This window comes from Pedobacter sp. Bi27 (genome assembly GCF_918698255.1).
Lineage (GTDB): Bacteria > Bacteroidota > Bacteroidia > Sphingobacteriales > Sphingobacteriaceae > Pedobacter.
This window is the reverse complement of sequence record NZ_CAKKMW010000001.1, coordinates 773,140-796,966: the sequence shown is the minus strand read 5'-3', so window position 1 is coordinate 796,966 and position 23,827 is coordinate 773,140. Positions and strand designations below refer to the sequence as shown.

The following is a 23,827-nucleotide window of genomic DNA, read 5'->3' as shown; positions in this document are numbered from 1 at the left end:
TGCAAATTTCTTTGTAACTCAAAGGGCGTAGAAGTAAAAATTATGCCTCTTCCATTTTTTTCATATCAAGCTTTTTCATTTTCATAACGGCGTCCATTACTCTTTTTGCTCTGTCGGGCGTTGCCATTAACTCACCGATGTTTGATGGAACAATTTGCCATGAAAGTCCGAATTTATCCTTCAGCCATCCGCAAACGCTCTCTGTGCCCCCGTCATTTACGAAAGTATTCCAGTAATAGTCTATCTCTTCCTGACTGTCGCAGTTTACCATAAGAGAAATAGCTTCATCGAATTTAAATTGCGGACCGCCATTAAGTCCCATAAATTTATTTCCGTTTAATTCGAAAGTAACAACCATAGGGGTTACTTGTGTAATTTTGGAATCTTTAAAAACTGTACAATAGTATTTTGCTGCTGCTTCGGCTTGTCCGTCAAACCAAAGGCATGTTACAAGTGGTTTTGCCATTTTATATAATTTTTTTGTGTTACCACAAGTTAGGCAAGATTTTTAGCCTGCGTAAGGTTTAAAAGTGACGATTTAAGGGGGCGATCTGGACAATAATCTGCTCTTATGCTACTAGCTAAGCTCCAAATTGTGTTAAATGGTGGTCCAGGTGTTTATAAAACATATTGTTCCACTCCGTTTTTGCTAAGGGCCCAAATGAATGTGATTCTTTCCCATCGAAATGATTTTCACCGAGTTGTTGGGTTTGATTAATGTAATCGATTAAACGCATCTTCTCTTTTTCAAAATCTTTTTCATCCTTAATAATAAATTGAGGGGCAGTCTGATTATTTTTAGGATAAGGTTTTTCGCTTACTACTTTGCTTTTGACTAGTTTTTTCAGGATAAACCTCATTATTGGCCCCGGTTTTGGATGAATGTCATCGTAAACCATTTCGTAAGTTACATTGCAATGTGCCAGCATTTGTGCAACATTCATTTTACCCCAAAGTTGAGTGGTCGTAGGAGTAAGTCTGTTAATTCTTTCAATAATTTCGCTGGTTACTGCGGGTTGGAAAATGTTCTTCATGGTTAATTCAAGATGATTTCTGGACGATAGATATTAAAAACTTCAGATCCTATATTATTTAATTTTTCTATAAGTTGTTCACTGCCGTTTTCAATAACATGATTTCTTTCATTTTCAGTTATGGGTATCATCCACAAAACATTAACTGAACTACCTCTATAATCATCGAGTTCTAATTTAGGTAGAACATTTAAGTCCTTAACTAAAATTACAGAAGTGATTTTGGTATTCTTAAATTCTTTAAATGTTATAGTATGGCCATTGCCCATCCATGTAATTCTTTTCCAGGGGATGTCTGCCTGTCCGCTTATCCAATTTCCTATTTTGTCTAACTCCGATTGCTTTAAGCCTGATTTTAATATCAGGCCCAATTCTATTCTGTTTATTTGATTAGGATTTTCGCTATACATTTCAACCACTGGCATTGGAAGCAAAGAAAGGCCAGCCGTAACAAATACATCATTAAAATCTCCAGTTTTTAAAAATAGTCCTTTTGGTGGCCATTCATTTCCATCAATAGCATAATATTTATTGCTATTTCCTAAAATTTCTTCATAGCTTTTTAATAATTCTGGTTGTTTTATTTGAAATGGGTTTGTTTCGTTATCCCATAAAGCCCAATATTCTTGGGCACTTTTAACCCTATCTATTAAAATATTTGATTCAGTAAGTTCCCAACAGAATTCGCCGTGATCTTTACAATCTCTAGCGTAGCCGAAAAAGTCGCCATTGCCTGACCACGAAGGTATAATTGCAATAATTTCTTCTTTCGCTAATAAAGCTGCCGCGTCCCCCTCTTCGAGCCACACGATTTCCAAATCTTCACTTTTCAACGGAGGTTGCCCCGCTGGAAATCTACAAAATGAACTGGTAAGCATGGGTGATATCCCTTTTTTGATAAGATCCGTTTCAAGGTTTGTAGGTGCTGCAGCTAAGTTTCTGATCCAACAGCTTTTAATGCCAAAATTTGTGTCTTTATCGCCCCAGAGATAAAAGTAAGCAACTCTTTCATCTTGCTCTACGATTGCTGTAATCGGGCAGCATGGACTGCGAAATTCAGCAAGCACTTCTGGTTCTTGCCTTTTTTCTTCTCTCGAAGGAAATAACTTTTTTAAAAAACTCATCTTTAATTATAAATCTTAATTTCTTAACATTTTAAATGAAAACCAGCCTAGTAGTGCAATAATCACCGCCATTAATACCCAAAGCCATGCTTTGTTTTCAAATAATGGTTTTTCTGTTTTAATGGAATAGGCAGGATTTCGCTGTTCTGTTCCAATGTTTACGCTGGTTAAATTATTTGGGATTTTACTTTCAAATTTTTCAATTTCATAAAGCGGACCTGTAGCTTTTTCATTGCCATAATATAAGGCATATTCATCTTTTGGTTCGTCAAATCGGGCTATAATTTCATAGATGTTTCCTTTTAACTGTAATGTGTTTAGACGTAACGGCTTATTGTCGTTATTTTGGATAGTAATTTTCAATCTGGATGTAATGGTATTTGCAAAATTGAATGCAGGTTCTTCCAGAGAACTTATCGTACCTTCATAAAGATTCGCATAATTGTACTGAATGCCTTTGTCGGTTTTAAAACCATCTGTTGCATATTCAATTTTGATGGAACGGTAAAAATCAAAATCACTTTGTGCATTCAACCTTAAATTGGATAGCGGAACGGGATTGGCCAAGGTTACATTGATAATTGTTTCCTTTTTGGATACATCGTTTTTAAGATCGAAAGATTGATACTTAACCTCTTGATAAGTTCCCTTTACGGTATCTGTTTTCGAAATTTTTGCTTCCAATAATTCGGGCTGAACGGGGCTTTTTACCGCAATCCTAAAATATTGATATTTAGAATCAGGGAAATTCAATTTGGTAAAATGGTAATCTGTATCGTTGTTCTTGATTGAAAGAATTCGATAGTCTGTTAAGAGAGAAAACCACTCTTTATTATCGTTACTGCCTTCGAGGTTAACCTTCCAATCGAAGTTTTCTTGTTTAAAAGCCAAATTAATCTGGTTGATTAAATTTATTCCTGGTGACTGAAAAGTATAATAATAACCATTTGGGTTTGTACTTTGGTTAATCTGTTTAAATGCAATGTCATTTGTAGTTACCTTATCGGCACGCTGTTTTAACAGATAAGGAACTTCAAGGGTATCTTTTCCATTGATGCCAAAAATCCTTAAGTCTTCGAAACCTGCATTTGCTTTTTTATATAAATCATTTGGCAGTGCCATTTTATGCCAAACGGAATTAACACCCGTTATGCTCCGCTTAAATTTATAAGTATTGGTTTGTGCATTTGCAATAGTGACACAAAGCAAAAGCAAGGTAAATAGGTTAATTTTCAACTTTAGCATCATCAATAATTAAATGTTTGTATTTATTGTAAAGGAAAGAAATGATGAGCAATAATACACCCAACGACACAAAAACTATGGTTTTGGAAATTGTGCTTAAAGAATAGATATCGTAAAAGAAAAGTTTGATCAATGTTATCCCAAATAAAACCATTGCCCCAATGCGCAAGTGTTTTTTGTTTTTGGCCAGCCCCATGCTAATTAAGAATAATGAGAATGTGCCCCAAAGGATGCTCAATCCCAGTTTATAACTTCCTTCTGAATGTGATAGTTCTAAAATATTGATCAATTCGCTACTGATGATCCATAAGAGGGAAAGATAAAGCAAGTAATCGAACATGGTCTTCAAATCTTTTTTCAATAGACCCGAACGTTGCAACTGGTAGCATTGTACAATCAGCAAAGCAAAAAAAGCAATTGCTATATACCTGATGCCGATATTAAATGAACCAATAATGAAATATTTACTTTCAGGAAGCAAATAGCTATCTCTAAGTTCACTTAATTTATAGAGTCCGAAAGTTAGAAATACTATGATAACCCAGATGTTAATAATAAGGTTAGTGATGGCGAGTTTGCTATTTTTTAGCTTTTTAATGTTCAAATAACTTAATGCTGAAGCAAAAAATAGGGTGTAAATATAAATCCACGCTGTTTTTAAGGTGTTGTAATTGTAGTTGTATTCACTAATTGAATCGTAAAATCTGGTTTTTGGAGTGGTGTTGATCTTGCTCAGTTCGAAGAGGTTATTAAAGTATTTAGAAATCTCGATCCTAAGGGTAATGTAGATTACAAAAACTAAAATAGCGGGAATGGAATAACTAAGTATCTGTCTCATCCAGATCCATTGTACAGGCTCTTCACTTTCTTTTTTGCTGATGCTGAACATCCAGAAGAAGCAGGCAATAAATATGCATGCGGTTAAAAAGCCCACGTTAAGGATTGGTATGATTACGATTGCATTTCCGTTATAGAGGTCATAATAAGTTATCCAATCTTCCAGCAGACTAAAAAAAGCCAGAAATATTAATGGGAAGGAAAGTTTTTCGTAAATAACAATCTTTTTTATCCGTGCTAAGTAGAATAGTACAGCGGCCTCTACAACCCAGAAAATGGTTACCCAACCGCCATCTAGCTGAACAGGAACAGCCATGGTAATAAAGGTGATCACCATTGCTAGAATGAGGTAAAAGAGATTTTTATCTGCAAGATTTTTCTTGTAAATAATTAAGCTCACCACAAAGTGTATCACGGCATTTGCCAACGTAAACAAGCCTAATAATTCAGTGCTGTTCTTATTGTCTGATAATATTAGATAACCTATTCCGTAGTATACAAATGAATTCAAAAGTAAGATGACTACATCGCTAAAGCCAAAAACTTCTTTCTTGCTTACTTTGTAGGCTAGGTTGGTAATGTAAAAAATGAGAAAAAACAGGGTAGAAAATAATAGTGCGAGGCTAAAGTAATTGTTTGTGTTACTTAAAGCTAAGCGCCAGGCAGAAAAGATGATCCATGTTAAACCAAAGGATGCATAGAATAAAGGCTTCCAGTATTTTTTGAAACTGAGCACCAGGATGCCAATATTGATAATGGCCATGTAGGTAAACAAAACGCCGACTTTGCCCGAACCATCACTCAGTAAAAAAGGCACGGCATAAGCGCCAACCAAGCCGATATGGGCGATAACCTGTTTGTTATACTTAATTGCTGCAACAACGGTAAATGAGGTGAATACAAACATTAAGGCAAAGGCTAATGCCTGTGGAATTAAGGAGTAAAAATTGTAAGCTGCATAAGTGATAAAATACATAATCGCAATCGCACCACTAACCAAAACGGCTGAAAAATTTTCGTATTTGGCTTTAAGTTTTATAGCAAAAGCCATTAAACCGGCTCCAACGGCATAACCCAATACAATCCTAGTAAGTGGGCTAATCATATCATGATCAATGGCATATTTAGCGCCAATAGCCACACCAATGATTAAGATCAGGATTCCAATCTTGCTAATCAGGTTTTCTCCAATAAATTTCTCGAAATCAGATTTAACCATGTTTTCACGTTTAAATCTCTCGGCGAAGTTAGGTTGCGTTTGGTTTGCCAGAGCAGGAATTGGCGCAGGAGTAGGTTGAGGTACAGCCGAATGTTGTACGGCAAAGCTTGGAGCTGTATTTCTTGTTGGTGCTGTAATGATTGGGTCAGGATTTATTGTTGGAGGCGTTGATACTGAACCTGGTGATTGCAGCGCACGAACCTCGTTTCTTAAAGCTTCAATTTCGGCTTCAAAGCCTTGCTGCCTGAGCAATAGGTTTTCCAGCTTGATTAAGAGCAGGTTTAATTTTTCTGAATTATCCATTCGATATCTGGTAGTGCGTAATTTACTTTACTAAATATAGGAATGTATTTTAGAACGGGTGAAAAATTAGAGTGATGAATTGAGGCAACGCTTTTACCACCTCTTTTAGAATGTAGTTAGGCGTCTTTTACCACTGATGTGCACAGATAAACACAGATTTTTGTATTTGAGTTATCTCTGTGTATTCTTTTTATCTGTGATTGACAATACACCTCTGAGCTTAATCCTAATTAAATGACATTATAGTGGGTAGCTTTTTGATTGGCTGATTAAATTAATCGCTAATTTAGGACAAAATTAGTCCTATGGAATTATCTTGCCCAATATCAGCAGAAAGAATAAATGAAAATGTAGTTAGGGTTATTGCCTTTATGGTTGCTGCTATTGCAATTGCTTGTATCGTGTTTTCAAATTACTGGGCAATCGTTTTCCTGCTGTTTGATTTTGCTGTAAGGGCATTTACATCGGGTAAATTTAGTTTGCTAAAATTTATGGCCGTTAAAGTATCTAATGCATTTTCACTTTCGCCGAAAATGAAAGATCTGGCCCCAAAAAAGTTCGCGGCAACCTTAGGCTTTGGATTCTGCCTTTTGATTACCGCGGTATTTCTATTTGATTTTTATAATGCAGCGCTGATTTTTACCTCAATTATGATCGTTTTTGCCCTTTTGGAGAGTTTATTCGCCGTTTGTGTAGGCTGTTATATTTATTCTTTTTTGCAGATTTTCGCTAAAAAGAATGGGGCTTAATTTATTTCTTTAAAGCCTCGCGTACTTTTGGCGCAATTTTGCTCCCGAATAATTCAATTGATTTCATTAAGGCTGCGTGAGATGGACCCCCTACATCCATGTGTGCTGAGAAACGTGTTAAGCCAAAAGTTTCTTCGATGGCTAAAATCTTCTCTACCGATTCGTTTACATCGCCAATAATTAAAGCACCGCTATTGCTTCGGCCAGCATCGAACTGATTGCGTTGATAAGGTGCCCAACCACGTGATTTGCCGATCCTGTTCATTTGAGCAGAATAAAGCGGGTAGTAGTAATCTGCAACTTCACCACTGTTTTCGCCAAATAAAGCGTGCATATGCACACCTACTTCAAATTTACTCTTGTCATGCCCGTAAGCTTCGTAAACCCTTTTATAATAGTCGAAAAGCGGCTTAAACTGTATCGGCTGACCACCAATGATAGCAAACATTACAGGTAAACCTAATCTACCAGCACGTTCTACTGATTCTGGTGTTCCACCAACGGCTACCCATATTTTTAAATTGTCGTTTACGGCTCTTGGTAATATTTCCTGGTTATTCAGTTCTGGTCTGAATTTACCTTTCCAGCTGATTTTGGGCTCCTTGTTTATTTTAAGGAGCAATTCTAACTTCTCTTCATAAAGTTCGTCGTAATCTTGTAGGTTATAACCAAACAGCGGAAACGACTCGATAAAACTTCCACGACCAGCCATTAATTCGGCCCTGCCATTCGAAATTAAATCTATTGTGGAAAAATTTTGATACAATTTAACCGGATCGGATGAACTTAAAACCGAAACCGCGCTGCTTAATTTAATGTTTTTGGTAACCGTAGCTGCCGCAGCTAATATAATTTCAGGACTCGATACGGCATAATCAGGGCGATGATGTTCGCCGATTCCATAGAAATCTAAACCAACCTCGTCCATTAGTTTTATTTCTGCTATAATTTCCTGAAGTCTTTGCTGAGCGGGTTGAATTTCTCCTTTTGCATTAATCTGCAAATCGCCAAACATACCGATACCTAATTCCATAATGTTAAAATAATTTTAACAAAGTTAATAGATACGCGGAAGGTAGTTTTTGATGTATGGTAAGAAAAGAAGTAAAGTGCTTAAAGTTTATTCTGTCAGTTTGCCTAAATTTTTGAAAATTGTTTCGAGTTCATGGTTGAGATAATCGAAATTGGTTGTTTCAATCTTGAAGTTTTTCCCATTCTGTAAAGTAATATTCATGAATTTATACCTATTACGGCTAAAAGGTTCGTCAGGAATGGTTTTTATCATTTTGATTTCATTCCACTTAAAAGTTCCCAATTTAAAAATGTGATCTCATTTTCATCTGCTACAATGGCATATTCCTCTTGTTTAGCTATTAGATTTTTGAAGAAGAATATCAGAAACACTACCAGTATCGTCATTGTAATTAATGTTGATTGAAGATAACTCAGGTCAAAGATAAAAGTGAGGTTAATTAAAAATAATGGGAAGAAACCAAAAACATAGAGTAGCGGACCTAAATTGCTATTGTCTTTAACTTTTATAGATGTAATGATGTTTTGAAACAGACGTGTGTTTTTACAACTTTTTAGAAATTAGTTCATTATAAACGCTATTTATTACTTTGCTCATCCTTTTGAGATTTAAATTTTTCATAGGTTAACATCAGGGTACATGCACTTATCCTTAACCGAAGATAATTATTTGCCTTTGGTAATGCGCCCTACAACCTGAGTTTTTTATACTGGCCTAAGTTAAGCTAAACCCGATTATAGCGGGCATCCCGATTTTTTCATCGGGATAAAGCGGTAAGCGGGGCTTTCAGAACCGATAAACATTGGCATTGCTTTCCAAATAAAAATTCTGAATGAAGATCGTAAGCAGATTTGAACATATAGGGAACATAAGGTCATATCTGCTTATACTTAGAAAGATCCTGAAATAAATTCAGGATGACGTATCGAGTTTGAATACTGCCAATTGCCAACTGAAAACTACTCTATCTTCTTACCTTTCATAGCAGTAGAAATCGCTGCGTCCATTACCCGTTCGGCAAAAGGGCGGGTAAATTCATTCAGCTCGTCTGCTTTCTTCAAAATGGTATCTTTTTCTTGAGTAGCTAAAGCCGTTTTAAGTGCTTCGATATGTACTTTAGTATCTGAAATTTCTCCTTCGGTTAAATGCTCGGCATGTTTTTCGATAAAACGTTCAGCGGTATAAAGCAATTGTTCGCCTTCGCTTCTTGCTTCAATAAGCATACGTTGCTCCACATCACTTTTAGCATGTTCTATGCTATCAAGCAGCATTTTTTCTACTGTATCGTCGCTTAAACCATAACTTGGGGTAATTTCGATCTCTTGTTTAACACCGGAACGTAACTCTATCGCCTGGACAGTTAAAATTCCATCGGCATTCAGTAAAAAATTGATGTCTACTTTCGGCAAACCCGCAGGCATTGCAGGAATTCCCTTTAAGTCGAACTCAGCCAATTTTCTGTTTTCTTTCACTAAATCGCGCTCACCCTGATAAACAGAGATTTTCATATTCACCTGTCCATCTATTGAAGTGGTGTATTGGCGACCAGCTTTTGTAGGTACTTTACTGTTACGGGCAATAATTACATCCATTAAACCACCCATGGTTTCGATGCCCAAAGAAAGTGGCGTAACATCTAACAACAAGATATCAGAACGGTTTCCTGCCAAAACATCGGCCTGAATGGCTGCGCCAAGTGCTACTACCTCATCAGGATTGATATTATCCTGTGGTTTTTTACCAAAGAAATTTTCTACAGCCTGTTTTACAAAAGGTGTACGGGTAGAACCACCCACTAAAATTACCTCATCTATATCGCTGGCTGATAGATCTGCATCCTTTAATGCATTTTTACAAGCAGTGATGGTTTCTTCAACCTTCGCTGAAATTAACTGCTCAAAAGTTTGTTTATCAAGCGTGCACCAGATTTCACCAACTTGCTCGTTATATAAGTTCTGGGTAGATAGTTCTTTTTTAGCAGCCTCAGCCTGTAGACGTAAGGTTTGCATCAAAATATTGTCCTGAGCAACTACGGCTACGTCAAGGTTGTTTTTCTCCAACCAATAGTTTAAAATGGCCCTATCGAAATCATCACCACCCAAATAAGTATTGCCATTTGTGGCCAATACCTCAAAAATTCCATTTTGAATCTGCAGAATAGAAACATCAAATGTTCCACCGCCTAAGTCGTAAACCGCTATTGTTTTTTGTTGAGAAGGATCTAAACCAATTCCGTAAGCCAAACTTGCTGCGGTAGGTTCATTTACAATACGCATTACATCTAAGCCGGCTAGTTTTCCGGCATCTCGCGTGGCCTGACGCTGACTATCGTTAAAATATGCCGGAACAGTGATTACAGCCCTGTTAACGGGAGTTTTTAGCGCATGTTCTGCCCTTGCCTTAAGCTCCTTCAAAATTTCGCCCGATAATTCGATCGGTGTGTAAAAACGGTCGCCAGCGTAGATTTTTACCAAAGCATCGCTATCATCATCGATAATTTTGTAAGAGAAAATATCCTTATGTTCGGCTACATCTTTGTAAGAGCGGCCAAGTAGTCTTTTAACTGAAAAAATGGTGTTTGAAGGATCAGTGGTTAGGTATTCTTTAGCCTCGTTACCTACAACGGCTTCATTCTGGCCATTAAAATATACCACCGATGGTACCAATATTCCTTTACCTGCATCGTTAATTACCTGCGGATTTTTATCTGGATTGATAAACGCCACCAAGCTATTGGTTGTGCCTAAATCTATTCCAACTATAATTTCTTCCTTTTGAAACGAACCTGTAGCAAGGTTAATTGATATTTTTGCCATGGCTGCAAATTTACAATAATGTTGTAAGGTTTTAAGATGGAAATGTTTTAATGTTGTAAAGATTAAAGTTCATTTTCTAATTCTTTATTGTTTTGAATTATAATGAGGAAATGAAGGGTTCTGCAATTCTTCGGTTGCAGCAGTCCTGCTGTCCCTCCTGCCGATTGAAGGATCGGCATCCGTACCATCAGGTTTATTTAACAAAGATCGTATTGTTTGAGTGCGAAAATGTTTCGATCTGTGGGGACACAGATCAGGGGATTAGGAAAATACCAAAAAATGTACTCACCCTGAGGGATAATTTATTCCATAAAAATCAATATGAGTGACGTACAATTGTTTTCTTTTTCAATACCCCAAGGGCTTACCTCGGCTCGCCGCCGCCGAAGGGCTCTTTCTTTTTGGCATCAAAAAGAAACAAAAAATGCCGGCTGAAAATTTTTCTTTTTAAGGCAGTTGTGCGGCTAGGACAGTGCGGCCCGAAAAAATTGTTAGGCCGGGTTTAAGTAGAACGGAGATACTCTGCTATGGCCTAGCTGGATGGAAATGTAAAAGCGATTAAAATTCTGATCAATAGTGGTTTGTAAACCAACGTCAATGGTAGCTTGTCGAAGGGCAATTGTTTTTGTTTCGGCAAATAAAGGTCTTCGACAGGTTCAGACTGACAACTATTAAATATTTGAGCCTAGAATCTATTCCCGACTTTCTGACTAAAAATACTCAACTCCCCACTAAAGACTTCTGACTGAGGGCTAGAGACTACTTTCTATTCTTCTCTTCAATCCATAACGACATATATTTGGTGCTTTGTGCTGTGTGGTGATTTAATAGCTGTCCGAAAAAGTTATTTTGCCGGTGTGCCCTTAAATCTGAAGCTAGCCTTTCAACTTCTTGTTTGAATTGATCTGTAAAATATTTAGCGGAATACCTTTGGTTAATGATCTGTACGCCATTCTGTTGTGCAATTTGCCAGGAGTTTTTATCCTGATATAACTTTACGGCTTCATCAATAAATAACTCTAAATTATCTTCAATGCTACCGTTCCAATCTAAATTGCCTTTCATGGCTTCTGCCCCGACCGATGTGGTTACCGATGGGGTACCTACTTGCATGGCGTCAATAAATTTACCTTTTACACCTGCACCGAACTGAATAGGGGCGAGCAATATTCTATGTTTAGCAATGGTTTCCTTAGCATCTAAAGCTCTTCCTTTAATTAAGAACTTTTCGCCTTTGTTGTCTAGTTGCAGCACTTTTTGCGAGGGATAAGATCCAAATATATTCAAATTCGCACCTGGAAGTCTTTTTCTGAGTACTGGCCAGATCTTGGTTTTTAAAACCTGAACGGTATTCCAATTGGGCTCATGAAGGAAATTGCCAATGAAAACGAAATCTGCCCGATTTTCAAAGGGAATCCATTTTTCGATAACCTGCTGATCGATTTCTTCTTCGAGAAATGGTAAATAATAAATCAGTGAAGGATCAATTTTGAATTGATTTTTCAGTATATCCATCTCCACTTCCGAAATCATTATAGATAAATCGCAGCGTAAAATTGAAGCAATTTCTCTTTTGGCCGTATCTGAAAATAAATCTAAAACTTGTTTTTTTTTGTCGCTTTGCTGTCGGGCACTTCTCAGACAATGTAAATCTTCGGTATCTAAAATCCTAAGTGCATTAGGGCATTCCTGCTGAACCCGCCAGCCATATTGCTCTTCTACCATAAAGCGGTCGAACAGCACGATTTCTGGGTTTAATTCCTTCAGAAATACGTTGAAACTTTCGTCGTTTAGTTTGATTTGTTGCTCAACAACACTAGTCTTACTAAAATCATAACTGAAATCGCTTTTTGATGCTGCGGATGCAAAAGTGATCTGATAACCTTTAGACAGAAATAAATCAACCAATTGGATCATCCTTGTACCCGCTGCCGATGAAGTGGGTTCGGGCCAAACAAATCCAATAATTAATAATTTCTTAGCAGTTGTATTCATTTACCTGCAAAATAAGTTCTTTTTTTTTGCTCCCACATATAAATGTGATTTTCACGGAGTGAAATATAAAATCTGCATCATCTTTTAAATGTGTGGGGAATATTAAACGTATCTTAAATATTCTTAATTTTGCAGCTCAATTACAAGCACTACATGTTAGGATTAAAATTATTGACAGACCCACGTTGGGCAAATATTGCGGAATCAAATTTAGAAGAAATTTTATCTGACCATGCCTGGTGTGAACAAAAGGCGGCAACCAATGCCATTACTTTAATTACTCAAAATTCCGAGCATCAGGATCTTGTAGATGAATTAACAGCGATTGCCATCGAAGAAATGCAGCATTTCCAGATGGTAATTGAAATTATAAAAAAACGGGGTTATACTTTAAGCCGAGAGCGAAAAGATGATTATGTTGGTCGTTTGGTAAAATTTAGCAAAAAAGACGGAAGCCGGAATATGGCTTTTATTGATCGGTTATTGTTTGCGGCAATGATTGAAGCCAGGAGTTGCGAACGTTTCAGGGTACTTTCGTTAAATATAAAAGATCAGGAACTGGCCAAGTTTTACCACGAACTGATGGTGTCAGAAGCCGGACATTATACTACATTTTTAAATTTTGCACGTAAATACAGTACCGATGTTGATGTAGATAAACGCTGGAAAGAATGGTTAGATTTTGAAGGGGAATTGATTCAGAGTTTTGGAAACAGAGAAGCCATTCACGGGTAGTTCAGTTTGCAGTTCGCCGTCTTCTATAAACAACTGTGAGTTGATAATTGTAACTGAAGATATGACTAATTACGTTGGGGATGTTTAGTAATCCAACTTTCTGATGAACTGCGGGATAAGGTTTTTTCTAAATCTTTTTTATGATAGTTGTATAACCAGAGCACAATATCCTGATAGCTATCAATTCCCTTTTTCTGGTTGTTTAGTTTCAATAATCGATCAAAAGCTACACTCATATATTTCGACATATCAGAATTATTCTTTAACCAAAATTGGTTTTCCGTCTTAAAATCAGCCAATACTGTTGGTGCAATACGATCAAAAATCATTTGGTAATCGTTAGGCGATTTCATCCTGATTTCCCATAAAATACTACGGAACATACAATAATAACCAGCGTATTGGAAATTGATATCGTCACTTTTGATGGCTGTAATATAACCTAATAAATTGGCTTCATCTTCTTTGGCAATACCCGTTTGATGTGCAATTTCATGGCAAATGGTAAAAGGCAAAATGAAAGGAGGTAAGTTCATATTTATATTGGCTTCCCCACTTAATGGGTTGTAATAACCTTCAATGCCACTTTTTGCCACATAATTGGCAAATAAACATGCTTTTACGCTTGGTATGGTATAGTTAAAAACAGTATTTTGCTCAGCTTGGAATTGATAGCTTCGTGTTGCTGTTTTAGACAAAGCTGCAACCGAATATTGCTTTGGTCTGCTGTTCATACTATCTATCTTAAGCTTTAAATAAGTAATCTTAATGAGATAGTATTTACCTAAAGTTACCAGTTGGGCAGTATTATATTTTTCATCAGCTATACCCAATTTTTTTGCAATTGCTGGTCGCGAGTAATTTAAGGCCCAACTTAGTTTGAAAACAAGATAGAGTGCCAAAATAAGGTTGATGCATTTTATCCCTACCTGTTTTAAATTGATTTCTTTTGCACGATACTTTTTGAAGATTTTAAAAAAATACCACAATAAACAAGCAACTAATAGGATGTAGAGTACATCGCCGATTGCAAAAGGGAACAGGGCGCTTAAAAATCTTAATAGTTTAGAAATTATAGGATAAAGATTATTGGAGTAAATTTTTTCGGTTAAACTCTCGCTTAATCCAAGCAGAAAAACTAAAAAGGCTGCTGTTGCAATGATAAACGTTTTGGAGTGCCCTAACTTTTTAGATGACATTAAATCACTTGTAGATTATAAAAAACAATAATATTGCAAGCAACAAGACTAGTAGTGTTTTTCTAAACCATCGCTGCTGTTCTGCTTTTCTAAGGTATCCATCTTTTTTTAATTCCCAAGAAAAAATAATTTCGATAAAAGTTATAGGCTCAAAAATAAAATCAAAAACTGAGTACGATTCTTTTGCTCTTTTTAATTCTTCTAATCTGGCTTTTTGTTTTGATGAGTGTTTAGCCTGTTTGATTTCTAATTCATTAACTTTTCTTAAAGCGAGCTCAGATTGGGCCTCTAATAAAGCGATCTCATTCCATTCATCTGGGGCACCTACAATTAAAAGGAGTTCTTTTGTTGTTCTTGCTTTGATGGGAGGATTGAAAGTAGTCATAACAAGTAATACAGCTTTCAGCGAAAATACAAAGATGAATTCATTATTTCTTTCGTCGCAAATAAGTTAAGCTAAACAATCTACCTTGCAAAGGTTAGGCGTTTTCCAATCTGATCGGTCGTAAATTTGCCATTTTGATAAGCCAAATTGCCTGATACAAAAGTGTGGGTAATGCTTGCCTGGAAGGTATCTCCATCGAATGGACTCCAACCACATTTATAGAAATTATTAAGTTTGGTTACTGTCCAGGAATCTTTCAGGTCTACCAGCACTAAATCTGCCCAGTAGCCTTCGCGGATGAAACCACGTTTTTCGATATCAAAACAGATAGCCAGGTTGTGTGCCGTTTTTTCGGCAATTTTCTCTAAAGATATTTTGCCTTGCAAATGCATTTCTAACAGGGCTGGTAATGCATGTTGAACTAGAGGTCCACCAGATGGAGCTTGACTGTAAGGTTGCTGCTTTTCTGCTAATGTATGTGGCGCGTGATCTGTTGCAATTACGTCAATATAGTCTTCAAGGACGCCTTTAAGCACGCCTTTTTGATCGTCTTCGGTTTTTACCGCAGGGTTCCATTTAATGAAATTTCCTTTTAAAGCGTAATCTTTATCGTTAAACCAAAGGTGGTGCACACAAGCTTCAGCCGTAATTTTTTTATCCTTTAGCGCGGTAATATTATCAAATAGTGCTATTTCTTTTGCAGTAGAAATATGTAAGATATGCAAGCGGGTTTGATAAGTTTTAGCAAGTTCGACCGCCAATGATGATGATTTATAACAGGCCTCTGCGCTGCGGATTAAAGGATGCATCTCTATCGTTAAATCTTCGCCGTATTTGGTTTTAAATTCGGCCAGATTATGGCGGATGGTTGCTTCATCTTCACAGTGGGTAGCTACCAATATCGGTGCCTTACTAAAAATGTTTTCTAAGGTTTTTTCATTATCCACCAGCATGTTCCCAGTTGATGAACCCATAAAGACCTTAATTCCGCAAACATTTTTAGGATCGGTTTTTAAAACCTCTTCAATATTGTCGTTACTCGCCCCCATATAAAATGAATAATTCGCTAACGAAGTTTGGGCAGCAATTTCATATTTATCAGCTAATAAATCCTGTGTTAAGGTATTGGGTACAGTATTGGGCATTTCCATGAAAGAAGTAATACCTCCGGCTACAGCGGCCATGCTTTCGGTAAAAATATCGGCTTTATGGGTTAAACCTGGTTCGCGGAAATGTACCTGATCGTCAATCATCCCTGGTAAAAGGTATTGCCCTTCTGCATTAATTTCTTGCGCATCAGGTGCAGATAGATTTTGGCCGATTTTGGCTATCAATCCATCTTTTATCAATACATCGGCAACAATTTTTTGTCCTTCATTTACAATTGTGGCAGCTTTTATCAGGTAAGTATTCATGGTTTCAAAGGTAGTAATTTAGTGTTAAGTAGTTAGTATCAAGTATCAAGATTTGATACTGTGGATAGGGGAAATTGAGTTTTATGCTACTGTTTTTGGTTAAATAAACCTGATAGTAGTGGGCATCCCGATTTTCATCGGGATAAAACGGATGGCAGGGCTGCCGGAACCGAAGAATTACTGAAATTGCTTTACACCTATCTTATAAAAAGAAGTCTTACATTTTAGAATGATTCGAAACCTTCTGCCTTACACCTTCTAACCGTCAACCTTAATCACTATCTTTGTGCGCTATGGCAAAATCGTTCGAAGAATTTAAGTTAAACAGGCAAATTTTAAATGCAGTTGCCGATGCAGGTTATACCGTTGCCACGCCGATACAGGAAAAAGCAATTGCACCAGTATTATCCGGACAGGATATTTTCGGTATTGCCGAAACTGGTACAGGAAAAACCGCTGCTTTTGTTTTGCCAATTTTAATGCAATTGAAATATGCTCAGGGCGATAATCCAAGGGCTTTAATTCTATCTCCAACACGCGAACTGGCCATGCAGATTGCCGAGCAGGTAAAGTTGTTTTCTACTTATACGGATTTACGTTCATTGGTAATTTTTGGCGGAATCGGTCCAAAGACACAGAAAGAGCAAATTGCAAAAGGGGTTGATATCCTGATTGCTACACCCGGAAGGTTCCTGGATTTATATTTAGCTGGTGATATTAATACACAGAGCCTAAAATTTTTGGTACTGGATGAAGCCGATAAAATGATGGATATGGGCTTTATTGGCTCAATACACCGGATTTTGGAAATCGTTCCGCGTAAACGCCAAAATTTATTGTTTTCGGCAACCATGAGCGATTTAGTGCAGAAAATTGCAGGGGATTTCTTGAATAATCCACTTGTGATTGAGGCATCTGCGCAAGCAACTCCTGCAGCAAACGTAACGCAGACTTTGTATTACGTTCCGAATTTCAAAACGAAAATTAACCTATTGCAGCATTTGTTGAAGAATGATGAGGCTTTTAACCGCCTGATCATTTTCTGTAAAACAAAAACCGTTGCCGATAATATTTACAGTTTTATTGAGCGCAGATATGGTGCTGAGAATGTTCGTGTAATCCACGCCAATAAAGGACAGAACACCAGAATTAACTCCATAAATAGTTTCAAAGAAGGTAATGTCAGGGTGCTAGTGGCTACAGATGTGGCAAGTAGGGGTATTGATGTAAGTGATGTAAGTCATGTGATCAATTTCGATGTGCCCATCATTATAGAAGATTACGTACACCGTATTGGCCGTACCGGTAGGGCTTTTGCCAAAGGTGATGCGATTACCTTTGCAACGGATGCCGAAAAATATTATATCCGCAAGATCGAAAAATTGATCCGCCAATATATTCCAGTGGCTGAAATTCCGGAAGGTGTTTTCATAGATGAAACGCCTTACGAGGAGCGTCAGCATATTGCGAAGGAGATCGATATGCAGAAACGTAAGGAAGACCCTGATTTTAAAGGGGCTTTCCATGAGAAAAAGCATGCTGCTGCGATAGAGAAAAAGGTACGAGAAAAAGCTAAAGCAAAGGCTGGTAAGCAGGTAAAGACTTTTAAAAAAGGTAAAAAATTCGATAAGAAAAAGTAATGAACCCGACACAATCGAAATAATTATTAATTTTCTAAATAATTATTTCAATTGTCAAAGGCTCCATCTGACAATTGAAAACGAATAAATAAACACAGATGAACTTTAGGATTACGCCTTTAAATATCGTTAGCGCCATTGGTTTGGGATTAGTCGCTGTAAATTTAGTTTCTGGGAAAAGCACAGCGCCACGCCATGTGGATATGAGCGGCTTTTATCTCCTGATTTTAGGTTGCCTTATTCTTGTAACCTTTATTACAGATATGATTTTCCGGTTCACATTAAAAGATATTAAAAGGATCTGGGTGGTAGAATTGATCTTTATCTTCATTGCCGCAATCTTGATGTTAATATTACAAAAAGTAGTGTAAGGCTACGATGAAGTAAAACTAATATTAAGCATCTTTGCATCCGGAAAAATTAGTCGATAAATTTATGTAGTCTCTTTATCGGTGTAATCAATATTAGAAAATGAAAAAAGCAGAAATAAAAATAACCGTTGAGTTAGATGAAGGCAATAACCCAGATAACATACTTTGGGAGAGCACAGATGCTGGAAACGCTGATAAAGTGCCTGCAAAGGCGATGTTTTTATCGGTTTGGGACCACAATTATAAAAATACTTTAAAGATAGATCTTTGGACAAAGGATATGCCTGTTGATGAGATGAAACGTTTCTTCTACGAAACTTTGCAAACCATGGGCGATAGCTTTTTAAAAGCCACAAACGAAACGTTGATTGTTGAAGATTTACGTGATTACTGTGCCCACTTTGCAGATAAGATGGGGATTATTGAGGGGCAATAGTTCATTAGTCATTAGTCATTAGTCATTAGTCATTAGTCATTAGTCATTAGTCATTAGTCATTAGTCATTAGTCATTAGTCATTAGTCATTAAAAAATGCCAGACAAGTTAGCTATTAAACTATTAATCATCAACTTGTGTCATAAACTATTAACCAATTTATACAGTTAACCGATTAACCAAAAATATGTTAGTATTAAATAAATTCAGGGCTTGGTTGGGCATTTTGTTATGTGTTATTGCAGGTTTCTGCCCAATATTAAAAGTGCCAATTAAAGGCAATTGGAATTTGTATCAATCAGATGCGCGTTTGTTTTTGATCACTTACGCCATTATCGCCATTTCGGTATTGTTTCTGTTTATCAGAAAAGTTGGTGCCTTTAGGTTCATGAGTTTCGTAATGGCTATCTGGTATGTTTTAGCAGTAGTTGCAGTTTATTTTACGGCAAATAATTATACCAAATATGGCTTCGCCAATAAACTTATCGGTAAAGTTGTTCATTTCCAGTGGGGCTGGATTGTACTTTTAGTAGGTGTTATATTTATGCTTTTCAGTATTAAACGTGGCGAAAAAATTACAGCTTAAGCTTTTTCGTGCAATTGCGAGGTTAATTTAGCCTCTTTACATCCTTTAGCTTTACATTAGGCTACAATTTCATCATGAGTTTTCTCCAGCATAGTCTGATTACAGCTCATGATGAACAAATTTATAACCGGGATTACCTACCACAGTACAAGAATAATCGTCTGCCAATTCGGTAATCCAGTAGTCAACCTTTATTCCACGAAACTGATAAACGGACAGATGCTTTAGAATTTGTTTTTTGCTCTCCAGATAAAGCCATCAAGTACATAATGCGTAGCCTGTGGCAAGGCTAAAAGTGGAACTAGCAGCGATAATAGTTCGCTATTGGTAACCTGTGGCAAGCTTGAAAAAGGTTTGAAAACCGATTGATGTTCTTTCCATACCAAACCATCCCAGAGGCCTTCTTCCAGATAGGCAAATAATACCAAAATCAATAAGAAATAAAATATCCCGAATTTTCCAAAACACAGATCCATGATTTTATTCTTAACGGTTTTATCTCCGATTTTTTTCTTCTCAAAAAACCAGATAAGCGCCATATATGGAATACCATGCGAAATTACATTTAAGGTAGTAAAGGCCATATCGCCATTAAAATAAACGATGCCGAAATACCAGGATAAAAACGTTCCTATTACGATTAAGTTGCGCGGAATGTTAATCCATTTTTTGCTAATGATCAATAAAATTTCCTTAGCCATATAAATGGTTATGATTAAGATATACACCATGCCGGAGTATCTCAATAGCATATCATTCTTAAAAGTGAAAAAATCTCCTTCTACAAACCAATTGAAATTTCGGCCGCTGCTTAAATGCCAAAAAAGCAAAGGATATAAAGTTGCGGCATAAATGGCAATTTTATCAATGGTAGTTAACAGTTTAGTTGAATTTTCGTTACGGGAATACAGACGCATAAAGCCATATTGCTGTCTGATAAAATGGTAAACGGCCCAATAAGCCAATATTCTCCAAAACCATAAACCGTCGAACCGGTAAAGCATAACACCTGTAATATAACAGGCCAATGGAATAGAGATGAGCAATGTATACTGCCTTTTGAAATTACCTGGACTAAAATAGGTTCGGTATAGCGTGCTGTAAACATGCGCAACATCTATAAAAACAATTAAAAATACCCAATAAGCCAATGGAATACCTGATGAGTTTTGAAACTGATCTGGGAAAAGCAAAACCAGCGATAAAGAAAAAAATGCAGGCGATATAATGAAAATAACATCACTCCATGCAGTATTAAGCCAGGGCTGGATTTGTTTATGAGACAACATTTAGAACCTGTTTTGCTGCGTTAATACCCTGGTGAAAAGCCTCCTCAAAAATAGAAACCCCACTCAGGTCACTATGGGCAAAAAAAATCTTATTATTGATAGGAGCTTTCGCTTTTTTCAAATTTTCACTCCAAACAAAATTTGTGGTAGGTGCGATCATTCCGTGCCCCCAAACCCAGAAATCGATATTTTCAATAGCATCTGTAATTCCCGGATGTATCATCTCCAATTCAGGAACAACAATATCAAGCCATTGTTCGTAGCTCCTGGCATATGCTGCCAGCCGTGCAATTGCGGGTTCAAAATCGCACAGCGGCAGGTAATAAGTAATTACTTTTTTATCCTCCGAGAGCTTTAAATGTTGCTGCGCCGAATTTACATAACCAACAGAGGGCGTATTATAGGCCACATTGTCCCAACAAAGATTTATCCCCTTCGATTCTGGTAGTTCGTTGATGGTAATATTAGCGATCAGCCATGGCGAATAGTTAAAAGCTCTATAATCAATATTCCGGTTAAAGTTCTTGAGTAAGCGGTTGTTTACAAATTGTGGTGTGCATAAAACGATCTTTTCGGCTATTATTTCCTCAGTGGTGTTGGTATGCGTATTGAATATGGAAGCCGTTATATCGCCATTTGCCATCAATTTTAAACCATAACATAGGGTTGATGTTTTGATATGATCTTTTAGCTGCTTAGCAAGCTCCTTCATGATCCAGCCGTTGCCTTCGGGCCAGGTTAGTATGGCATTCTGTTCGGCATTTGCTGCTTTTCCTCTGCGCGAAGCGAAATAGTGTAAACCCGCCCAGGCTGATATTTTATCTATCTTTTGCCCATAATCATCTTTGCAGGCATAGTTTAAATACCACAATAGATATTTAGAATCGTATCCCTTTTCTTTGAGGTATGAATGGAAAGAAATCTTATCCAGTTTTCTGTAGCTAGGATCGCTTGATGAAGAGTTTAGCGGAATATTGAACAGAAATTTTCCGTCGTTTCCTTTGGTGTTTTTTAACTGATCTACCTCTTGTAAAAAGCGCTTAATCTGTTCTTTATCGGTTGTTGGTACGCCAAAATCGGGTACCAGACCTTCCTGCCATCCACCATTGATCAATAATCTTTCCTCGGGATCAAAAGTGAGGAAATAATCGTTGTAATAGGGGAGTTCTTTTTCGAAATGGGTAATTACATTAATTTCCTGCAAAAAATCGATAAGTAGGTTATCATCATTGTTTGCAATGGTAATATAATGTGCACCTAATGGATATGCGGATACCTTATTGGTGCCGAAATAAGAATTTCCACCAGTATGATTTTCCAATTCCAGAATTTCAAAATCCGTCTCACCATTCTTTTTTAACCATCTGCCAGCCGATAAACCTGAAATTCCGCTGCCGATAATCAGTGTTTTGATTTTTCTGGTGTTACTTGGGGCCGGTAATTTTATTTTATCGCGCAAAATATGACCAGCTTTTGCATTTGGACCCTGTAAAGTCCCTTTGATGTTGTATTTGGTTGATCTGATTTTTTTATAACAGCTGTTCAGAAAAATGCCACCTGTTATTAATCCAATTCTCAAGAGAAAAGAACGCCGTTTTAAATATGCCGATAAATCATCTTTATAAAACGTTTGCCCACTCATCTTCGAAATATTTCACCAAAATCTGGTTGTTTAACTTATTTACATCAGTTTCTACCTTGGCCATATCTTTTGGGAAAAAGAGCATGAGATCTAAACTTTCTTTCGAAACGAATCTTAAGCCAGGTAAATATTGCTGAGGTTTTTTGTAAATATTGTCCGGATCGGTTGCCATAATGTAACCCCACTCGCCAAAAGAAGGTACATAATTGTGATATGGAATGGTTTTTAAACCCACGCTTTCGAGGGTTTTGTTAACCGTCCAAAAAGATTTTGGTGCAACATAAGGTGAAGTCGATTGGACAACCATTAAACCTTTTGGAGCAAGTATGCCCTTAACCAGGTTGTAAAAAGCATTAGTATACAGTTTACCAACGGCATAATTTGAGGGGTCCGGAAAATCGATAACTATGAAATCGAATTTTTTATGCTGCACTTTGATCCAGCTAAAAGCATCGGCATTAATTACTTTTACCTTTGGCGATAAGAGTGCGTTTTTGTTTAAAGCTAAAAGGATCTTGTTCGATTGAAAAAGACTTGTCATTCCTTTATCTAAATCTACCAGTGTTACCGAATCTACATTCGGATATTTTAGAATCTCCCTAACAGCAAGCCCATCTCCACCGCCCATTACGAGCACATGTTTAGCAAAAGGCAATGCCTGCAAGCCAGGATGTACCAGTGCTTCATGGTATCGATACTCATCATCAGAGCTAAACTGTAGGTTTCCGTTTAAAAAAAGCCGTAAAACCTTATTCTTTTTAGTCAGTATGATTCGTTGATAAGGTGTGCTTTTTGAATAAATAATGGTATCGCTATAGGTCTGACTTTCGGAGAAACTGGTGATTTTATCTGCGTAAACGAAACCTGCGAGCAATAAAATAATGCTTACCATAGAGGCACTCTGCAGATATTTGGAAGCCCTGATTTCTTTTTTGAAACTTAAACACACAATTAAAGCCACAGCAACGTTCAGCATCCCAAACATATACGCTGTTTTTACCAGTCCTAAATGGGGGATAAGCAAGAGCGGAAAAATTAGTGAGGCCAGTAGCGCTCCGATGTAGTCGAATGTAAAAACCTTCGAAACCAGATCTTTAAATTCATAGCGGTCTTTAAGGATGCGCATCAGCAATGGAATTTCTAAACCCACAAGAATACCTGTTAGGCTTACAAAACCATATAATACAATCCTGAATGAAGCAATACTTTCAAAAACAAGGAACAAAACGGTTGAACTAAAACCCCCAACTAAGCCGACTAAAATTTCGATCTGAATAAACCACGAGAGGATATTCTTTTCGAAATACTTAGATATCCAGGAGCCTATACCCATAGAAAAAAGGTAAACGCCAATTATTGTAGAGAACTGGGTAACTGAATCGCCAAGTAAATAGCTGGCAAGTGTACCCGCAATCAGCTCGTAAATGAGACCGCAGGTGGCAACAACAAAAACAGAAATTAATAAAAGTGCCGGGAGCTTTTTGTTCATGCTAACTATGAATGGCTGAACTAATAATAATTGCCATTGCAATAATAAAAGCCGCAAAAACGATTGCTAATGCCAGGTTTTGCTTTTCCAGTATTTCTTTCCAAAGGTTTTCGGGGGTCATTTTTTCAATAATCCAAAAAGCTATAAAGAGAACCATTATGCCCAATACGGAATAAACCAATGATGCAATAATGTACTTGATGTTAATTAATTCATTTAAACTCATAATGTTTTTATTTATGGTAAAATCTATTTACATGACCGGAATGACTTTTATTGCCATTAA

22 protein-coding genes are annotated in these 23,827 nt (G+C 37.0%); 6 read left to right on the top strand and 16 right to left on the bottom strand.

Going from position 1 to position 23,827, the window contains the following annotated elements:
- Positions 1-40: 40 nt before the first annotated feature.
- From LQ227_RS02995 to LQ227_RS02975, 5 genes are all read right to left on the bottom strand, one after another.
- Positions 41-466, bottom strand: coding sequence for a VOC family protein (locus LQ227_RS02995; RefSeq protein ID WP_230143600.1), 426 nt, complete (start codon positions 464-466; stop codon positions 41-43).
- Positions 467-581: 115 nt separating this feature from the next.
- A complete protein-coding gene (locus LQ227_RS02990) occupies positions 582-1,034 on the bottom strand; it encodes a DUF1569 domain-containing protein (RefSeq protein ID WP_230143601.1) in 453 nt (150 codons plus the stop codon).
- A gap of 2 nt (positions 1,035-1,036) precedes the next feature.
- On the bottom strand, positions 1,037-2,158 hold the full coding sequence (locus tag LQ227_RS02985; RefSeq protein ID WP_230143602.1) for a suppressor of fused domain protein: 1,122 nt from the start codon (positions 2,156-2,158) through the stop codon (positions 1,037-1,039).
- A 15-nt stretch (positions 2,159-2,173) separates the two neighbouring features.
- On the bottom strand, positions 2,174-3,406 hold the full coding sequence (locus LQ227_RS02980) for a DUF3999 family protein (protein WP_230148193.1): 1,233 nt from the start codon (positions 3,404-3,406) through the stop codon (positions 2,174-2,176).
- A complete protein-coding gene (locus tag LQ227_RS02975; RefSeq protein ID WP_230143604.1) occupies positions 3,384-5,762 on the bottom strand; it encodes a DUF2339 domain-containing protein in 2,379 nt (792 codons plus the stop codon). Before LQ227_RS02975 ends, LQ227_RS02980 begins: the two co-directional genes overlap by 23 nt.
- Positions 5,763-6,067: 305 nt before the next feature.
- Between LQ227_RS02975 and LQ227_RS02970 the strand changes: the two genes are divergently transcribed.
- The gene (locus LQ227_RS02970; protein WP_230143605.1) at positions 6,068-6,511 is read left to right on the top strand and encodes a DUF4395 domain-containing protein; all 444 of its coding nucleotides are present in this window, start codon (positions 6,068-6,070) and stop codon (positions 6,509-6,511) included.
- 1 nt (position 6,512) lies between these two features.
- Here the strand turns inward: LQ227_RS02970 and LQ227_RS02965 are convergent, their stop codons facing one another.
- From LQ227_RS02965 to LQ227_RS02950, 4 genes are all read right to left on the bottom strand, one after another.
- On the bottom strand, positions 6,513-7,544 hold the full coding sequence (locus LQ227_RS02965; RefSeq protein ID WP_230143606.1) for an Atu2307/SP_0267 family LLM class monooxygenase: 1,032 nt from the start codon (positions 7,542-7,544) through the stop codon (positions 6,513-6,515).
- 87 nt (positions 7,545-7,631) lie between these two features.
- Complete coding sequence (locus tag LQ227_RS02960) at positions 7,632-7,796, bottom strand: hypothetical protein (protein ID WP_230148192.1); 165 nt, start codon at positions 7,794-7,796, stop codon at positions 7,632-7,634.
- Positions 7,797-8,503: 707 nt separating this feature from the next.
- The gene (gene dnaK, locus LQ227_RS02955; protein ID WP_230148191.1) at positions 8,504-10,360 is read right to left on the bottom strand and encodes a molecular chaperone DnaK; all 1,857 of its coding nucleotides are present in this window, start codon (positions 10,358-10,360) and stop codon (positions 8,504-8,506) included.
- 759 nt (positions 10,361-11,119) lie between these two features.
- Positions 11,120-12,355 carry a glycosyltransferase gene (locus LQ227_RS02950; RefSeq protein WP_230148190.1) on the bottom strand — a complete coding sequence of 412 codons (1,236 nt, stop codon included), beginning with the start codon at positions 12,353-12,355 and terminating at the stop codon, positions 11,120-11,122.
- Between the two features lie 153 nt (positions 12,356-12,508).
- On the opposite strand from LQ227_RS02950, the gene LQ227_RS02945 reads away from it, so the two are divergent.
- Positions 12,509-13,090: a tRNA-(ms[2]io[6]A)-hydroxylase gene (locus LQ227_RS02945; protein ID WP_230143611.1), complete on the top strand. Its 582-nt coding sequence runs from the start codon at positions 12,509-12,511 to the stop codon at positions 13,088-13,090.
- Between the two features lie 65 nt (positions 13,091-13,155).
- Here LQ227_RS02945 and LQ227_RS02940 read toward each other — a convergent pair whose 3' ends face one another.
- The 3 genes from LQ227_RS02940 to LQ227_RS02930 form a co-directional block, all read right to left on the bottom strand.
- A complete protein-coding gene (locus tag LQ227_RS02940; protein WP_230143613.1) occupies positions 13,156-14,289 on the bottom strand; it encodes a DUF3810 domain-containing protein in 1,134 nt (377 codons plus the stop codon).
- Positions 14,290-14,293: 4 nt separating this feature from the next.
- Complete coding sequence (locus tag LQ227_RS02935) at positions 14,294-14,674, bottom strand: hypothetical protein (protein ID WP_230143614.1); 381 nt, start codon at positions 14,672-14,674, stop codon at positions 14,294-14,296.
- A gap of 80 nt (positions 14,675-14,754) precedes the next feature.
- Positions 14,755-16,089 (bottom strand): dihydroorotase, encoded by a 1,335-nt coding sequence (locus LQ227_RS02930; protein WP_230148189.1) that lies wholly within the window; start codon positions 16,087-16,089, stop codon positions 14,755-14,757.
- 293 nt (positions 16,090-16,382) lie between these two features.
- Between LQ227_RS02930 and LQ227_RS02925 the strand changes: the two genes are divergently transcribed.
- The 4 genes from LQ227_RS02925 to LQ227_RS02910 all read left to right on the top strand — a co-directional run bounded on the left by LQ227_RS02925 (position 16,383) and on the right by LQ227_RS02910 (position 19,121).
- A complete protein-coding gene (locus tag LQ227_RS02925) occupies positions 16,383-17,729 on the top strand; it encodes a DEAD/DEAH box helicase (protein WP_230143617.1) in 1,347 nt (448 codons plus the stop codon).
- 98 nt (positions 17,730-17,827) lie between these two features.
- A complete protein-coding gene (locus LQ227_RS02920; protein WP_230148188.1) occupies positions 17,828-18,100 on the top strand; it encodes a hypothetical protein in 273 nt (90 codons plus the stop codon).
- 100 nt (positions 18,101-18,200) lie between these two features.
- Positions 18,201-18,536 (top strand): gliding motility protein GldC, encoded by a 336-nt coding sequence (gldC, locus tag LQ227_RS02915; protein ID WP_057932380.1) that lies wholly within the window; start codon positions 18,201-18,203, stop codon positions 18,534-18,536.
- 186 nt (positions 18,537-18,722) lie between these two features.
- Entirely contained in the window at positions 18,723-19,121 is a 399-nt protein-coding gene (locus tag LQ227_RS02910) for a hypothetical protein (protein ID WP_230148187.1), read from the top strand.
- A 224-nt stretch (positions 19,122-19,345) separates the two neighbouring features.
- Here LQ227_RS02910 and LQ227_RS02900 read toward each other — a convergent pair whose 3' ends face one another.
- From LQ227_RS02900 to LQ227_RS02885, 4 genes are read right to left on the bottom strand one after another with little or no spacing between them, the layout of a single operon-like run.
- A complete protein-coding gene (locus tag LQ227_RS02900) occupies positions 19,346-20,410 on the bottom strand; it encodes a hypothetical protein (protein ID WP_230148186.1) in 1,065 nt (354 codons plus the stop codon).
- Complete coding sequence (locus tag LQ227_RS02895; RefSeq protein ID WP_230148185.1) at positions 20,397-21,989, bottom strand: NAD(P)/FAD-dependent oxidoreductase; 1,593 nt, start codon at positions 21,987-21,989, stop codon at positions 20,397-20,399. Before LQ227_RS02895 ends, LQ227_RS02900 begins: the two co-directional genes overlap by 14 nt.
- A 40-nt stretch (positions 21,990-22,029) precedes the next feature.
- On the bottom strand, positions 22,030-23,541 hold the full coding sequence (locus tag LQ227_RS02890; RefSeq protein ID WP_230143627.1) for a polyamine aminopropyltransferase: 1,512 nt from the start codon (positions 23,539-23,541) through the stop codon (positions 22,030-22,032).
- Between the two features lies 1 nt (position 23,542).
- Positions 23,543-23,767 (bottom strand): DUF350 domain-containing protein, encoded by a 225-nt coding sequence (locus tag LQ227_RS02885; protein WP_230143628.1) that lies wholly within the window; start codon positions 23,765-23,767, stop codon positions 23,543-23,545.
- Positions 23,768-23,827: the final 60 nt, after the last annotated feature.